Origin of the sequence: Streptomyces hirsutus, assembly GCF_001418415.1 — a bacterium.
In the GTDB taxonomy this organism is placed as follows: domain Bacteria; phylum Actinomycetota; class Actinomycetes; order Streptomycetales; family Streptomycetaceae; genus Streptomyces; species Streptomyces hirsutus.
Genome location: NZ_LIQT01000267.1, coordinates 1 through 16,001 on the forward strand (window position 1 = coordinate 1; position 16,001 = coordinate 16,001).

General features: G+C 72.1%; 12 protein-coding genes. 6 read left to right on the plus strand and 6 right to left on the minus strand.

Going from position 1 to position 16,001, the window contains the following annotated elements:
* Positions 1-103: 103 nt before the first annotated feature.
* On the plus strand, positions 104-1,255 hold the full coding sequence (locus AOK11_RS20200; RefSeq protein ID WP_055595130.1) for a GGDEF domain-containing protein: 1,152 nt from the start codon (positions 104-106) through the stop codon (positions 1,253-1,255).
* Positions 1,256-1,397: 142 nt separating this feature from the next.
* Entirely contained in the window at positions 1,398-3,053 is a 1,656-nt protein-coding gene (hutH, locus tag AOK11_RS20205) for a histidine ammonia-lyase (RefSeq protein ID WP_420903003.1), read from the plus strand.
* Between the two features lie 58 nt (positions 3,054-3,111).
* Here hutH and AOK11_RS20210 read toward each other — a convergent pair whose 3' ends face one another.
* Positions 3,112-3,450 (minus strand): LPXTG cell wall anchor domain-containing protein, encoded by a 339-nt coding sequence (locus tag AOK11_RS20210; protein WP_206188889.1) that lies wholly within the window; start codon positions 3,448-3,450, stop codon positions 3,112-3,114.
* A gap of 108 nt (positions 3,451-3,558) precedes the next feature.
* Between AOK11_RS20210 and AOK11_RS20215 the strand changes: the two genes are divergently transcribed.
* The 4 genes from AOK11_RS20215 to AOK11_RS20230 all read left to right on the plus strand — a co-directional run bounded on the left by AOK11_RS20215 (position 3,559) and on the right by AOK11_RS20230 (position 7,936).
* Entirely contained in the window at positions 3,559-3,957 is a 399-nt protein-coding gene (locus tag AOK11_RS20215) for a hypothetical protein (RefSeq protein WP_167353816.1), read from the plus strand.
* A 358-nt stretch (positions 3,958-4,315) separates the two neighbouring features.
* Positions 4,316-5,572 carry a L,D-transpeptidase gene (locus tag AOK11_RS20220; RefSeq protein WP_055595149.1) on the plus strand — a complete coding sequence of 419 codons (1,257 nt, stop codon included), beginning with the start codon at positions 4,316-4,318 and terminating at the stop codon, positions 5,570-5,572.
* Positions 5,573-5,737: 165 nt separating this feature from the next.
* Positions 5,738-7,213, plus strand: a complete 1,476-nt coding sequence (locus tag AOK11_RS20225; protein ID WP_055595134.1) for an ABC transporter permease — start codon at positions 5,738-5,740, stop codon at positions 7,211-7,213.
* A gap of 39 nt (positions 7,214-7,252) precedes the next feature.
* Positions 7,253-7,936: an ABC transporter ATP-binding protein gene (locus AOK11_RS20230; RefSeq protein WP_055595135.1), complete on the plus strand. Its 684-nt coding sequence runs from the start codon at positions 7,253-7,255 to the stop codon at positions 7,934-7,936.
* Positions 7,937-8,071: 135 nt separating this feature from the next.
* Here the strand turns inward: AOK11_RS20230 and AOK11_RS20235 are convergent, their stop codons facing one another.
* The 5 genes from AOK11_RS20235 to AOK11_RS20255 all read right to left on the minus strand — a co-directional run bounded on the left by AOK11_RS20235 (position 8,072) and on the right by AOK11_RS20255 (position 15,677).
* Positions 8,072-11,092: a DUF5682 family protein gene (locus tag AOK11_RS20235; protein ID WP_055595136.1), complete on the minus strand. Its 3,021-nt coding sequence runs from the start codon at positions 11,090-11,092 to the stop codon at positions 8,072-8,074.
* On the minus strand, positions 11,089-12,210 hold the full coding sequence (locus tag AOK11_RS20240; RefSeq protein ID WP_055595137.1) for an ATP-binding protein: 1,122 nt from the start codon (positions 12,208-12,210) through the stop codon (positions 11,089-11,091). The genes AOK11_RS20235 and AOK11_RS20240 overlap by 4 nt, the downstream gene beginning before the upstream one ends.
* Before the next feature lie 94 nt (positions 12,211-12,304).
* A complete protein-coding gene (locus tag AOK11_RS20245; RefSeq protein WP_240497417.1) occupies positions 12,305-13,768 on the minus strand; it encodes a vWA domain-containing protein in 1,464 nt (487 codons plus the stop codon).
* Entirely contained in the window at positions 13,765-15,189 is a 1,425-nt protein-coding gene (locus AOK11_RS20250) for a hypothetical protein (protein ID WP_240497418.1), read from the minus strand. Before AOK11_RS20250 ends, AOK11_RS20245 begins: the two co-directional genes overlap by 4 nt.
* Positions 15,159-15,677, minus strand: coding sequence for a hypothetical protein (locus AOK11_RS20255; RefSeq protein WP_055595138.1), 519 nt, complete (start codon positions 15,675-15,677; stop codon positions 15,159-15,161). Before AOK11_RS20255 ends, AOK11_RS20250 begins: the two co-directional genes overlap by 31 nt.
* Between the last annotated feature and the right edge of the window lie 324 nt (positions 15,678-16,001).

A 16,001-nucleotide genomic window follows, 5' to 3' on the forward strand; every position in this document is an offset into this window, starting at 1 on the left:
CGGGGCCGGAGGAGTGGAGGGGCGGGGGTCCGGGGGCATGGCGACGCATCCCGTTTGCTCGTTAAATATCCCTGTTCACGGCGAACGTCCTTAGCCTGGAGGGATGGGTGAGGACAGCCGGCTGGCGGCGGTGGTGGCGCTGGCACAGGGCATGGCCGCCGCGCACAGTTCGCAGGAGGTCTGGCGGGCCGCGGCCCACGGGGCCCGCCGGGCGCTCGGCGGGAGCTTCGCCGCACTGTCGGTGTGGGAGCGCGAGCTGGGTCGGCTGCGCGTCCTGGTCAACGTCGGCGAGCTGGCCGAGGGCGAGGAGGAGTTCCCGGAGGACGAGGCCTATCCCGTGCACCAGTTCGCCGAGATCACCGAGTTCCTGCACGAGCGGTGGGCGGCCGGTGGCGGCGAGCCGGACGCCTGGGTGGAGACCGCCCGGGGGCCGACGGAGGGGCGGCCCGGCTACACCCACCAGAGGGTGGCGGCCCTGCGCCGGCGGGGGCGCGGCTGCTGCGTGGTCGCCCCGATCGTGCTGCACGGGCGGGCGTGGGGCGAGTTGTACGTGGCCCGGCCGGTCGGTGCCCCTGTCTTCGTGCGGGGCGACGCAGACTTCGCGACGGTGCTGGCCGCCGTCGTCGCCGCCGGGATCGCGCAGACCGAGCGGCTGGAGGAGGCGCGGCGGCTCGCGTACACGGACGCGCTCACCGGGCTGGCCAACCGGCGGGCCGTGGACGTCCGGCTCGACGAGGCGATCGAGCGGCATCGCCGGGACGGAGCCGTCGTCAGCCTCGTCGTGTGCGATCTGAACGGGCTCAAGCGGGTCAACGACACGCTGGGGCACGCCGTCGGCGACCGGCTCCTCGAACGGTTCGGGACCGTGCTGTCCCTGTGCGGGGCCATGCTGCCCGGCGCCCTGGCGGCGCGGCTCGGCGGGGACGAGTTCTGTCTGCTGGTGGTGGGGCCGTCCGCCGACGAGGCCGTCAGGGCGGCCGGCGAAGTGTGCCGTCGCGCCGTGGAGTTGGAGATCGGGGAGGGTGTGGCCTGCGGGGTGGCGTCCACCGGGGACGCCATCGGGCCGGTGCGTTCCGCCCGGCGGCTCCTCCGGCTGGCCGACGCGGCGCAGTACCGCGCGAAGGCCGAGCGGGCGTCCCGTCCCGTCGTCGCCGGGCGTGAGGGCCCGGGTGACCCGGTCGTGCGCCTGGCGGACGAGTCGGTACGGGAGCCGGACGGCGAGCGGCGCCGGTTCCGGGGGCGGCACTCGCCGTAGAGGGCCAGGGAGGGGGTCCGGGCGCCCGGGAGGCGCCGGTCCGGCGGACTCCGTGGCGTGGCGAGGGGGCGGGTGTCTCGGTAAGGGGTGACCGCCGGTCCCGGTGATGACATCATCGAATTCACTGCGTACGCTCCTGAATATGGATATGCGCACTGTGGTGAACGGGGAAGGCGTGAAGCGCGGCCTTGAAAGAGTGGTGGTGGGTGACGGGCGGGCGTCCGGCGTGACCGCGTCCGACGTGCTCGCCGTGGCGCGCGGCGGTGCCCGCGTCGAACTCTCCCGCGAGGCGCTGGCCGCCCTCGCCGCGTCCCGCAGGATCGTGGACGCCCTGGCCGCCGAGCCGGACCCCGTGTACGGGGTGAGCACCGGGTTCGGCGCCTTGGCGACCCGGCACATCGGCCCCGAGCTGCGTGCTCGGCTGCAGCGCAACATCGTCCGCTCGCACGCCGCGGGCATGGGGCCCCGCGTCGAGCGCGAGGTCGTCCGCGCCCTGATGTTCCTGCGGCTGAAGACCCTGTGCTCCGGGCACACCGGCGTACGCCCGGAGGTCGCGCAGGCGATCGCCGACGTGCTGAACGCCGGCATCACCCCCGTGGTGCACGAGTACGGTTCCCTCGGCTGCTCCGGCGACCTGGCCCCGCTGTCCCACTGTGCGCTCGCCCTGATGGGCGAAGGGGAGGCCGAGGGGCCCGACGGGACCCTGCGGCCCGCCGGCGAGCTGCTCGCCGAGCACGGGATCCGGCCCGTCGAACTGCGCGAGAAGGAAGGGCTCGCCCTCCTCAACGGCACCGACGGCATGCTCGGCATGCTGATCATGGCCCTCGCCGACCTCGACACCCTCTACCGGTCCGCCGACGTCACGGCCGCGATGAGCCTGGAGGCGCTGCTCGGCACCGACAAGGTGCTCGCCCCCGAACTGCACGCCATCCGCCCCCATCCGGGCCAGGCCGCCAGCGCCGCCAACATGCTGGCCGTGCTGGCCGGTTCGGGGCTGACGGGACATCACCAGGACGACGCCCCGCGGGTCCAGGACGCCTACTCGGTGCGCTGCGCCCCGCAGGTGGCGGGCGCCGGACGGGACACGATCGCGCACGCCCGGCTGGTCGCCGAGCGCGAACTCGCCGCCGCCATCGACAATCCGGTGGTGCTGCTCGACGACACGGGCTCCGGTGGCACGGGTACGGACGGCACCGGTTCGGGGGCGTCCGGTTCCAGGGGCGGGCGGATGGAGTCCAACGGCAACTTCCACGGCGCCCCGGTGGCCTATGTGCTCGACTTCCTCGCCATCGCCGTCGCCGACCTCGGCTCCATCGCCGAGCGCCGCACCGACCGGCTGCTGGACAAGAACCGCAGCCACGGGCTGCCGCCGTTCCTCGCCGACGACGCCGGTGTCGACTCCGGTCTGATGATCGCTCAGTACACACAGGCCGCGCTGGTGAGCGAGTTGAAGCGGCTGGCCGTACCGGCGTCGGCGGACTCGATCCCGTCCTCCGCGATGCAGGAGGACCACGTCTCGATGGGCTGGTCGGCCGCGCGCAAGCTGCGTACCTCGGTCGACAACCTCACCAGGGTCATCGCCGTCGAACTGTACGCCGCCGCACGTGCGGTGGAGCTGCGTGAGGGGCTCACCCCGGCGCCCGCGACCCGGGCCGTCGTCGAGGCCGTGCGAGAGGCCGGGGTGGGAGGCCCCGGCCCGGACCGTCATCTCGCGCCCGACCTCGCCGCGGCGGAGGCGTTCGTACGGGACGGACGACTGCTGGCGGCGGTGGAGAAGATCACAGGCCCCCTGCGGTGACGCGCCGCGGCTGCCCGGAGGTCGCGGTCAAGTTCATCTCAAGGGAACGTCAAGCGAGTTAAAAGTCGAGGCGTTCCCGGCGCACCGAGTAGACGACGAAGCCCGCGCCGAGAGTGAGGCAGGCGGTGCCGCCGACGACGTACGGCGTGCTGTTGAAGCTGCCGGTGTCGGCGAGCCGGACCTCGCCGGCGGTGCCGTCGTACGACGTCGTCGAGACGTTGGCCGAGGTGCTGGATGCCACCCTCGCCTGCTCTGTGACCTGCGGAGACGGGCTTGCCGGGGTGATTCCTTCAGCCGGGGCGTCCGAGGTCGCGTTGGCGGACGGGACGAACCACAGGGCGCACAGGAGGGTGCCTGCGGCGGTGGCGGTCAGCAACGGGCGGAGAGCGGATGACACGGAATATCGATCCCCTTGTGGCGCTGGCGAATTGGCCGTGTGGACTGATGTTAGTGAAAATCGCGGGTCACGGGAAAGTCACGGGAGCCGGAGCCGTACGCTCCGGGCATGAGCACTCCAGAGACATCGCGATTTGTACGGCTTCGGGTGGACCTCGTTCTCGAGGTCGACGACGCGGACGCCGTGACCGGCGCCGCGCTGGCCAGGATCGCGGACGACGGCGACCTGTCCGCGGAGGAACGGACGCCCGCTCAGGACGCGGTGGCCGCCGACACGGCCGAGGCGCTCGCGTACCTCGTCGACCCGTTCGGTCTGGTCGGCGACGTGCCGGGCGTGGAACTCCAGCAGGCCTCGTGGAGCAGCGAGCGGATCGCCTACGACCCGGACGCGCCCGAGTGGGACCTCGACGAGGAGGGTGACGAGTTCTACGACGACGGGTTCGACGACGGCCTCGACGACGCGTCGGACGGTGCGGCGGATGACGTTTCGGGCGAAAGTGGCAGATAGGGTAGTTCGGTCATTTCCCCACTCACCACTCAAAGGTGACGAAATATTAAATATGGCGCAATCTGTGCAATTGGGTTGTGAGGAAGATGGGTTGAGCCGGGTGGAGATGACTGGCCGGCCCGGTTTGGGGAAATCGTGACCCTGGGCGGCAACCGTCGCCCGTGCTTTGACGTCTCAGGTGGCGCACGGGCCGAACGACCCCCTGCCCGGCCGCGACGGACGTGGTGAGCCCCACATTCGCGGCCCATGTGGAACGGGACCTACCGGTCGTAGCGTTGAAGTGTCTGACGGGGACTCTCAGCTTCGGGTGCGGGGGCCCGCGGGGTTCGGGGAAGCGGCGACGATGGAGAAGCGTGTGATGACGGAAGGTAAGCGGCGCAGGGGTCTGACGGCTGCGTCCGCTCTGCTCGGCGGAGTGATGGTGCTCTCGGCGTGTTCCGGCAGCGGTGATGACGCCGGCTCCGGTGGGGGCGGAGACAAGGGCGCGTCGCAGGCCCAGGTCGACGAGGCGGCGGCCAAGAAGACCTCCGAGGCCCAGATCAAGATCACGCCGAAGGACGGCTCGAACAACGCCTCCATCAACAACTCCGCCGCGGTCGCCGTGACCAAGGGCACGCTCACCGAGGTCACGATGACGACCACCGACGGCACCGTCGTCGAGGGCGAGATCGCCGCGGACAAGAAGAGCTGGAAGCCCAGTGTCCAGCTGGAGCGTGCCACCGCCTACAAGCTGAAGGCCACCGCCGAGGACTCCAAGGGGCGCGCCGCCCACGAGAACGCCTCGTTCACCACGGTCTCCCCGGCCAACAGCTTCATAGGCAACTTCACCCCGGACGACGGCTCGACCGTGGGCGTCGGCATGCCGGTGTCGATCAACTTCGACAAGGCGATCGCCAACAAGGCCGAGGTCCAGAAGGGCATCACCGTCTCCACCAGCAGCGGCCAGGAGGTCGCCTGCCACTGGTTCAACGCCAACCGCATGGACTGCCGTCCCGAGGACTACTGGCAGGAGAACTCCACCGTCACCCTGAAGCTGGCGCTCGACGGGGTCGAGGGTGCCGAGGGCGTCTACGGTGTCCAGCAGAAGACGGTCAACTTCAAGATCGGCCGCAACCAGGTCTCGGTCGTCGACGCCGAGACCAAGCAGATGAAGGTCACGCAGGACGGCAAGACCGTCCGGACGATCCCGATCTCCGCCGGCTCCCCCGAGAACAAGACGTGGGAGGGCCAGATGGTCATCTCCGAGAAGTTCAAGGAGACCCGGATGGACGGCGCGACCGTCGGCTTCACCGACGACGACGGCAAGGGCGAGTACGACATCAAGGACGTGCCGCACGCCATGCGCCTGAGCAACTCCGGCACCTTCCTCCACGGCAACTACTGGGGCGCCAAGTCCATCTTCGGCAGCGCCAACACCAGCCACGGCTGCATCGGCCTGGCCGACACCCAGGGCGCCGACGACCCGAACACGCCGGGCGCCTGGTTCTACGACAACTCGATCGTCGGTGACGTGGTCGTCGTGAAGAACACCGGCGACAAGACCGTCGCCCCGGACAACGGCCTCAACGGCTGGAACATGGACTGGGCCCAGTGGAAGGCGGGCTCGGCGGTCTGACGCCGGCTGCCCGGCACCCACTTGCTCGACCCACCCGTCCGATGCCGCCGTCCGCCCCACAGGGGTGGACGGCGGCATCGTTCGTTCCCGTGGCCGGGCTCTCTTCTCATGCGGCTCTTATCCCGGGCTCAACACTTCATCACGAGCCGTCCCTAGCTTGCTCCCATGTTCTTCACCTACCTGAGGCGCGAACTGCGCCGCCGCAGAAAAGCGGCCCTCGTCGTCGCCTCCGGCCTCGCGCTCGGCATCGCGCTGGTCATCGTCGTCAGCTCCGTGTCCTCCGGTATGGGCAAGGCGCAGGAGAAGGTCCTGCAGTCGCTGTACGGACTGGGCACGGACATGACGGTCACCAAGGCCATGGAGACGTCCGAGGAGGGCGGAGAACGCCCGGAGCGGCCGCGCTTCAGCTTCGACGCCCAGGCCGAGGGCTCCGGCGAGGAGCAGAGCACCGACCACGTCATGGTGCAGGGCTTCCAGAGCCTCGCCGACTCGACCGTGGACAAGGTCGGCGAGCAGAGCGGTGTCGCCGACGCCGTGGGCGGGCTGAGTCTCCAGGTCGTCAAGGTCAGCGGCGAGTTCACCCGCGGCCGGTTCCAGCAGGACGGGCAGGGCGGTCAGGACGGCGGGCAGGGCGGGCCCGGTGGGGCCGGTGGGGCCGAGCCGTCGGAGGGCGGCCGGGTGCAGGGCGGCGGCGCCGACTTCGACGTCAACAGCTACTCCGTCTACGGCACCGACGTCACCGAGCCGAAGCTCGGCCCGCTGACCTCCTCCAGGATCACCGACGGCCGCACCTTCAAGGCGAGCGAGACCGACGCGAAGGTGGCCGTCGTCGACTCCGCCCACGCCAAGGAGAAGGAGCTCGAGACCGGTGACACCGTCACGGTCAAGGACACCAAGTTCAAGATCATCGGTATCGCCACCGCCGAGAGCGGGGACGCCGCCGCCGACCTCTACCTCCCGCTGAAGCAGGCCCAGACCCTCGCCGACGCCAAGGACAAGGTCACCACGATCTACGTCCGGGCAACGGACTCACAGCAGATCGACAGCGTCAAGTCCGCGATCCAGAAGAACGTTTCGGGGACGACCGTCACCACCTCCGCCGACCTCGCGGACACCGTCTCCGGCTCGCTGTCCACCGCCTCCTCCCTCGCCACCGGCGTCGGCACATGGCTGTCCGTCGCGGTGCTCGTGACCGCGTTCCTCGTCGCCGGACTCCTCACCTCCTCGGCGGTGTCCCGCCGGGTGCGCGAGTTCGGCACGCTGAAGGCGCTGGGCTGGACATCGGGCCGGGTGACCGGACAGGTCGTCGGCGAGGCGGTCGTGCACGGCCTGATGGGCGGCGTCCTCGGCATCGCGCTCGGCCTGGCGGGCGCGTACGCCGTCACCGCGATCAGCCCCACCCTGCAGGCCGAACTCGGCGGCGGTGCGGGCGGTTCCGGCGGTATGGGCGGCCCCGGCGGCGGACCAGGGCGGGAGGCGGCCGCCAAGACCCTCGAGGTCGCCCTCACCGCACCGGTCGGCCTCACCACCGTCGCCCTCGCGGTCGGCCTCGCGGTGGCCGGCGGTCTCGTCGCCGGCGCCTTCGGCGGCTGGCGTGCCTCCCGCCTCCGCCCGGCGGACGCGCTGCGCCGCGTCGCGTAGCGCCGCCCCCACCCTCGTACGCAATCCAGGAGTTGACCCATGTACGAACTCAAAGGCGTCACCCGGCGCTACACCCGGGGCAAGCAGACCGTTCACGCCCTGGAGGACATCGACCTGACGATCCCCGACGGCGACCGGCTCGTCATCCAGGGCCCCACCGGCGGCGGCAAGTCCACCCTGCTGCAGATGCTCGGCGGACTCGACCGTCCCAGCTCCGGCGAGATCCTCCTCGACGGCACCGACCTGGCCAAGCTGCCCGAAGCCCGGCTCACCCGGGTGCGCAGCGAGAGCATCGGCTTCGTCTTCCAGTCCTTCAACCTGATCCCGACCCTCACCGCGCAGGAGAACGTCGAGACCGCGCTCGTCCCGCTCGGTGTGAAGACGAAGGAGCGGCGCGAGAAGGCCGCCGAGGCGCTGGCCGCGGTCGGACTCGGCGAGCGGCTCGGACACCTGCCCGCCGAGATGTCCGGCGGGCAGCAGCAGCGGGTGGCCATCGCGCGGGCGCTGGTGAAGGAACCGAAGGTGCTGCTCGCCGACGAGCCCACCGGAAACCTCGACGAGTCGATGCGCGACGAGATCATGGAGGTCCTGATCCGGATGTGGAAGGAACTCGGGCTCACCTTCGTCATGGTCACCCACGACTCGGCCCTGGCGAAGCGGGCCCCGCGCGTGGCGATCATCCGCAAGGGCCGCCTCACGGTCGAGGAGAACCCGGGCACCTGACCCGGAATCATCACACGCTCACGCTCACGCTCACGCTCACGCTCGCGTGAGCGAAAGCGCGGGCGACGCGTATCCCACGCACGACGCGCCCCCGGCCGGGGTGGGCCCCGGTGGCCGGGGGCGCGTCGTCGTCGGTCAGGTGCCGGCGAGGAGGGACTCCCACGCGGTCGCCGAGTCCGGATGACGGGCGGTCAGGGCCGCGCCTGCCGGAGCCGTCGGAGGGCCGGCCGAGGCCCAGCCCTCCGCGCAGCCCAGCAGGTCCGCCACCGCGTCGCAGGTCGCCGGGTGGGCGGTCAGCAGCGCCATGCCCGCCGTGCCCGCCGTGCCCGCCGGGGCGGCGGCCGGTGCCCACCCCTCCGTGCAGCCCAGCAGGTCCGCCAGCGCGTCGAACGCGGCGGGATGCGCCGCTGCCAGCGCGGCGCCCCGGCGGACGTCGGCCGCCTGCCCCGCCGCCTGTGCCGCGCGGCGTACGGGAGCCGGGGCCGGTGCGCGCCACGGCGGCACCCACGCGTCCAGCGCCGCGAGCCGACTCGGGAAGATCCGCCCGGCCTCACGGATCAGCAGCGGGGCGAGGTCCGCCGCGCCCGCCCGCAGCGTGCCGATCAGCGTCGGGAGCCACGGCAGCAGCACCGCGTCGGGCAGCCGCCCGAACGCGTTCGACACCGCCTCCACGACCACGTCCGCCAGGCCCGGCACCGGCTCCAGCGCGTGCACGAAGCCGCTCAGGTAGCGCGGATACGCGGGCACCACCAGCGGGTTGGCCAGCAGCGCGTCGCACCGTGCCCGCAACCGCTCGCGGGAGAGCGTGCCGAGCTGCACCTGAGCCGCCCACAGCAGGGCCGTCTTCGACGGGTCCTCGGGGTGGGACTGCGCGACCGCCAGCTCCAGCTGCGTCCTGTCGCAGCCCAGCGACAGGGCCAGGCTCTCCATGCTGAACAGGAAGCCCAGCATCGCCGCGACCTGACCCGCCGTCGCGTCCTCGTCCGTGAACGCGGTCGGCAGCAGGGTGCAGTAGTGCGCGTAACCGGCCTTGACGAAGGACTCGATCCACGGCGGCAGCACCGGCTCGCTCGTCCGGTAGTACGCGAGCAGCCGGCGCACCCGGCGCAGCACCTCCGGCGCGCCGTCGACACTGCGCTCGGACGTCAGGACCGCCAGCGCGCGCGTGCCCAGTTCGTCGGCGAGACGCCGGCCGCCGCCCAGGTACAGCGTCGCGTCCTCGACGGCCTCCAGGACCGTCGCCGCCGTCGCCTGCGGCGCGTAGGCGGCGCGGCGCAGGCGCTGCTCCAGGACCTGCTCGATGCTGACGCCCTCGTAGCCGAGCTCGATGAGGGCCCGCTGGTGGGTGCCGAGCGCCAGGTCCCAGGACTCCTGGATCGACCGCTCGCCCAGCGCGCGCTCGCCCATGATGGGCCGGGCCGCGCCCTGCGGCAGCAGCCGGCGCAGCATCCACAGCACGTCGGAGCAGTCCCGCAGCTCCGGCCGTGACGCCATGTCCAGCAGGGCCCGCCGCACGCCCCGCTGCTGGAGTTTCAGCCCCAGCGGCTCCAGCCGGTCGTGCACGTCGCGCGCGAGGGGCGGCAGCGAGTCGTAGCCGACCTGGCCGACCCGGTCGCCGCCCATCATGATCTCGACGAGCCGCCGCACGTCCCGCCGCCCCGGCACCGCGTCCTTCTCGATGCAGGTGACCGCCGCGTCCTGGAAGTCGTACGGAGTGGGCTTGGCCCGGCCCCGCATCCCGGCGAGCAGGATCGACGTCTCGAAGACGGCGATCGCGTCGGCGGTGGAGGCGAGATAACCGGCTCGCCGGGCCGCGCTCACGATGTCCACGCACCAGCCGAGCAGTTCGGCCTCGTCCAGCGAGTCCAGGACCGGCGGCCGGCCCAGGAAGCCGGACAGCCTGTCCGTCGCGGCGGGCCGCGCCGCCTGCGTCGCCGGTACGGCGGTCTGCTTCGCCCGGGACTTCTTCGTACCGGCCTGACCCGCCAGCCGGTACGGCCGGACCCGGGTGCGCCTGAGGCTCTTCGCCCACTCGGTCGCCGCGAGGGAGACCGAGCCGGCGGCGAGACCGAACTGGGCCTCGATCGCCGCGTGACTGGACGGGATGAGCCCGTGCTGCCAGGTGGTGGCCGAGCGCGGCGAGATCTCGTACGCGCCGGAACCGGCCAGGCCGAACTCCTCCACCCTGCTGGCCGCGTGGAACGCGCCGCAGACGTACAGGCAGTCCTCGGGATCGGTGCCGGTCGCGGCCAGGTGCTCCCGCATCCGGGTCCACATGTACCGCTCGCGGTCCTCGTCGACCCGCACCCGCGACGGGTCGCCGGGGGCGAGCCGCCGGAACAGGCTGCCGATGAGGAACATGACCTGGCGGTAGGTGTCGTGGTCGCCGTCGCCGAGCGGCAGCTCGACGTACTGGTGCCACCACTCCGACCAGTGCCGCACCTTGCCGTGCCGCAGCAGGTGCTCCTCCAGTTCGGCGAAGCGCGGTCGCAGGTCGCCGATCTCCACGCCGACGGCCTCGCCGTGCAGCGCGGTCTCCGTCGGGTCCTCGTCCGCGGCGGTCCCGTCCCCGTCCGGCCCCTCCCCGGCCGCCTCCGGGGTGCTCCGGCCCCGGCTGTCCCACTGGAAGACGTGATCGGAGGACCGGTCGACGAGGACCAGCTCGACGTCCGGCGTGTCCAGCGCGTACGCGATCGCCTGGTACTCGGCGGACGCCTCGGTGATCGGCGCGACCACCGACAGCGGCGCCCACTCGGGCGGGAAGCCGTCCACCTCGCTCGCGAACGCCTGGACGGCCACCGGGAGACGGCAGTTGCGCAGCTCGGTGAGGAGCGGCGCCATGTCCTCGCACAGCTCCAGGTACACCACCTTGGGCCGCTTCTCGCGCAGCCGGCGGGCCATCGCGAGGGCGGAGGCGGGCGAGTGGTGGCAGACGGGGAAGATCTCCAGCGGCTCGCGCACCGCGCGGTCCACGTCGTCGACCATGCCGAGGAGGATGCCCTCCAGGGCGTCCGGCCCGCCGGCGAACGCGGCCGCGGCCTCGTGGAGCTGTCCGCGGAGCCCTGCGAACGTGTTCTCCCGCCCCGCGAACGTGTTCTCCCGCGCCGCGCGCGTGCTCTCCCGTACGACGGGCGCGCTCTCGGGTGCGGCGCTCATGACAGCGTCGCGATCGCGTCCCGGCCGCCCTCCAGGAACTCGGGCCATGAGCCGCCCTGCTCCTTGCCGCGCGGTTCGACGACGCCGTGCAGGTACTTGTTGAGGATGGCCAGGTCCTCCGGCTCACGGCGGGCGAGGGAGCCGACGAGCGAGGAGGCGAGGGAACGGGCGGTCAGGGTGCGCTCACCGAAGAAGTTGCTGTGCAGGACCGCGTCCTCCAGCACACCGATCTGCTCGGCCGTCGACAGCGCGGACTCCAGCTTCTCGTCGTCGCTGCCGGCCGCGGCGGCGGAGGCGCGCAGGTCGGCGAAGCTCTGGAGCAGCACGTCGAGCAGGGTCGGCGGCACCTCCAGCTCTATCGAGTGACGGCGCAGCAGCTCCTCGGTGCGGAAGCGGACGATCTCGGCCTCGCTCTTCTTGTTCGTCATGACCGGGATGCGGACGAAGTTGAAACGGCGCTTCAGCGCGGACGAGAGGTCGTTGACCCCGCGGTCGCGGCTGTTGGCGGTGGCGATGATCGAGAAGCCGGGCTTGGCGAAGACGATGTTGTCGCTGTCTCCGCTCTCCAGCTCCGGCACCGAGATGTACTTCTCGGAGAGGATGGAGATCAGCGCGTCCTGGACGTCGCTGGTGGAACGCGTCAGCTCCTCGAAACGGCCGATCGACCCGGCCTCCATCGCGGTCATGATCGGCGAGGGGATCATCGACTCCCTGGACTGGCCCTTGGCGATGACCATGGACACGTTCCAGGAGTACTTGATGTGGTCCTCGGTGGTGCCGGCCGTGCCCTGCACCACGAGGGTGGAGTTGCGGCTGATCGCGGCGGACAGCAGCTCGGCCAGCCAGCTCTTGCCGGTGCCGGGGTCGCCGATCAGGAGCAGGCCGCGGTCGGAGGCGAGGGTGACGATGGAACGCTCGACGAAGCTCCGGTCGCCGAACCACTTCTGGGAGATCTCCCGGTCCAGGCCGTCGGAGCGCTCGGAGCCGAGAACGAACAGGCGCACCATCTTCGGCGACAGCCGCCAGGAGAACGGCTTGGGGCCGTCGTCGACCGACTCCAGCCAGTCCAGCTCCTCGGCGTACTTGATCTCGGCGGGCGCGCGCAGCAGGTCGGACATCAGGTGAGGGCCTTTCCGTTCAGGGCTCGAAAAAGAGAAGTCGGGAGCATCTGGGAGAAGTGGAGAGAAGTCCGGGTGAGAGGGGCCGGACGGATCAGGTGAGGAACGTCTTGAGCTCGTGCACGAGCTTCTTGATGTGACCGGAGATCACCGGCGTGCCGAGGTCCTTGAAGCGCTCCCGGAACCACGGGTTGACGCTGCCGCGCCCGGCGCTGGTCACCGAACCGACCGGGATGAACTTCGCGCCCGAGCGGTGGATGGCGGACATGCTCTCGAACAGCTCGTCGGTACGCCATTCGTAGAAGTCGGAGATCCACACCACGACGGTGTTGCGCGGCTCGGCGATCTTCGGCTGGGCGAGGGCCATGGCCACGGTGCCGTCCGTGCCGCCGCCGAGCTTGGTGCGCAGCAGGGTCTCGAACGGGTCGTGCGCCCAGGGCGTGAGGTCCAGCGCCTGGGTGTCGTAGGCGATCAGGTGGACGTCCACCTTCGGCAGCCCGGCGAAAATGGAGGCCAGGATGGTGCAGTTGACCATCGAGTCGACCATGGAGCCCGACTGGTCCACGACGACGATCAGCCGCTGCGGCGTCGTCTTGCGGCTGGTGTGCCGGTAGTAGAGGCGGTCGACGTAGAGCCGCTCCTCCTCCGGGCTCCAGTTGGTGAGGTTCTTCCAGATGGTGCGGTCGATGTCGAGGTTGCGGAAGACCCGCTTCGGCGGGACGGACCGGTCGATGTCGCCGACCGTGGCCTTCTCCACCTGGGTGCGCAGGACCGCGGAGACCTCGTCCACGTAACGGCGGATCAGCGACTTGGCGTTCGCCAGGGCCACGCCGGAGAGGTTGTTCTTGTCCCGCAGCAGCTGCTCGATCAGGGACATGCTCGGGGTCAGCCGCGCGGCCAGCCGCGGGTCGGCCAGCACCTCGCGCAGCCGCATCCGCTTGACCAGACCGGCCTCGAGGGAGCCGAGTTCCGGGCCGATCGCGGGGATCAGCAGGCTGAGGTCGGGTGTGCGCCCGCCACCGCCGGTACCGGTGGGGCCGACACCCCGCCCGCCCGCTCCGGCGCGTCCGCCCCGCAGGTCGCCGGGCCGGCAGCCGAGCGCCCGCTCCAGCCAGCCCGCGTCGGACTGCCAGCGGGCCAGTTGCTCGGCGGTGACGGCGCCGGAGCCGGTGGAGAAGACGTTCAGCAGGACCTTGGAGACGAGGGCCGCGCGCCGCACCTCGGCGGCCCGGTCGCGGGCGTCGTCCTCCTCCGGCTCGGGGGTCATCAGCCCGTCGAACTCGGCGGCCAGCTCCGGGTGCCGCTGCACCACGGAGTCGACGGAGGCGCCCAGGTCGAGCAGCGCGGACGGCAACCCGATGTCCTCGACCACGGCCAGGCTCGCCGACTCCAGCGAGGCCTGCTCCTCCGGGTCGAACAGCCGGGCCAGCAGCCGCCAGTAGAGCACCTGGCGCCGGTTGTCGTTCGGGTCGGGCACGGCGGACTCCGCAGGTGCGGAGGGCTGGGCCGGACCGGGCACGGTGGCCGGTGCGGTGGCCTGTGCGGTGGGGTCGGTCATTTCCGCAACAGCCTTCCGGCTCGTTCGCGGAGCGCGTCGACGGCGCCGGTGGCGGCCTTCTCCGCGCGGACGCCGGCCTTGTCGGTGGTGCCCCCGGCCCACGCCCCGGCGTGCACGGCGACGGCCTTCTTCCGCACGGTCCGCTCCACGGCCAGCGGCTGGACGTGGAACTCCCCGGCGTCCCACCGGAGCAGCGCGATGCACGCACCGGACGCGGCGACGGCCTCGGCGGTGAGCGGTCCGGCGGCCGGTATCCGGTCGGTGTCGACGGGCAGGCGGTGCCCGGCGATCCGGAACGCCACCCCGTCGTCGTCCTGCTCCGCCTCGTACCCCTCCAGCAGGACGGGGGCGGCGATCCGGGCCGGGTGCCGGTCCAGCGGTGCGGTGGCCGCCGCGGCGGCGGTGGGCAGGGCCACGCGCGCGGTGGCGAGGCAGTCGGCCGGCTCGCCCGTGCGGGCGCGCGCGTCGTCCCAGATCAGGTCGCCCTCGGCGGTGACGGGCATCGCGTCGAGGTCCATCGCGCGGCCCTCGCTCACCGCGGTCAGCAGGGACAGGTGCGGGCGCAGCAGCTGCCACAGGCCCGCCCCGACGACGGTGTCGGGCTTCGGGGCGGACGCGGCGGCCCGCACCAGCCGGGGCGCACCGCCGTCGGCGGGCTCGAACACGGCGTGGACCTGGGCCTGTACGGCGGTCGCGTGCTCCTGCACGTCGATCCCGAGCGGCAGCAGGCGGCCGGTGGCCGTGTCCGCCGCGGGGGCGCCGGTCGCCCCCGGCAGCGTCAGGAGCAGGGCCCTGGACCAGAGGTCGGCCCACCGGCGCACCGGAATCCGCTCCAGGGTGGCCCCCGGGCAGGACGCGGCGAGTTCGGCGGCGAATCCGTCAAGCAGCGTGGCCTGCCGGCGCAGCGCCGGGTCGGGCAGCATCGCGGAGACGACGGGGGCGGCGCCGCCGACCAGCTCGTGGTCGATGCCCTGCCAGCCGGCGCGCGCGAGATCGCTCAGCCAACTGCGGGCGGCGGCGAGGAGGTTCGCGGCGTGGTCCACGCCACCGGCCCCGGCCGGGGCGGCCTCCTCGGCGACGGGCCGGCCGACGGCCTCCGTCACACGGGCGGTCAGCGCGTCGTGCACCGAGCCGAGCAGGGCGGCGCGGGCGGCGGCGAGCGCGACGAAGTGGTCCTCGCCCGCGGCCCCGGCCACCGTCTTGTCGGCCGCCTCGGCGACGCGTGCGGCGAGCGGGGTGCCGGCGACGGCGTCGGCCAGCTCCACCACACCGGCGGCCTGGCCGGGCTGCGGCCGGAGCAGACCGGCGACGAGCGCCGCGTCGAAGGCGTCCACGGCCGCGAGGGCCTCGTCGAGACCGTCGACGGGGTCGAACAGCAGATCGGCACGCATCAGGCCACCGCCCTCGTCGTCGGGAACCACTGCATCTCGGGCAGCGGCGCGGTGCCCGGAGCGAGTTCCAGGTACGCCAGGTGCCGCAGGAACCGGCTGAACACGGGCGCCGCGGCCGAGGTGTCGCCCTGTGCGGGCCGCGTGTGCGTCATGGCGGTGGTGACGGAGTCCGCGTCGAGCTCGCCGTCCGCCACCTCGACCTTCAGGTACCGGGCCACGCGCTCGGCGCCGTACTGCAGTACGGCCTCGTCGACCAGTGCCCGGATGTGGTTGCAGAACCACCCGCGCGCGCCGCCGCAGGGGCGGTTGTTGTTGGTGCTGCACGCGAACGCGTAGGTGCCGGCGGCGACGGACGACACGTACACCCGCCCGATGTCCGACCCGCTGGAGACCACCCCCTGCAGCCGCCCGTCCGCCAGCTCGACGAACGGCACCTTGGCCAGCTTCCGCGGCCTCGCGGGCGGCACCACCCGTGCCGTGCTCGACTTCTCCCAGACGGACAACGCACCATCTCCCATGCACGCGAAAGGGGACGTCAACGCCACTGCGGCGCAACACGATCGAAGCTATCCGGGACCACTGACAACGAGGTCGCGCACGAGGGGGGCCGGGGCGTGACCGCCCGGACGCGGGCCTCGCGCACTCGGCCGCGCACGCGACCGCGAGCCCGTCGCCGCGCTCCAATCCGTCGATCCGGTAACGGAGTTACGGCGGTGACGTCACAGATACCCGTCGACTACCCGTCGACTTCGCACTCTCCCCCGTAACCCCTTGAGGCGCTTGATCACCCTTCGGCATACTGCGCAACCCGGGGGCCTACGCACATGCGTACGAGACCACCC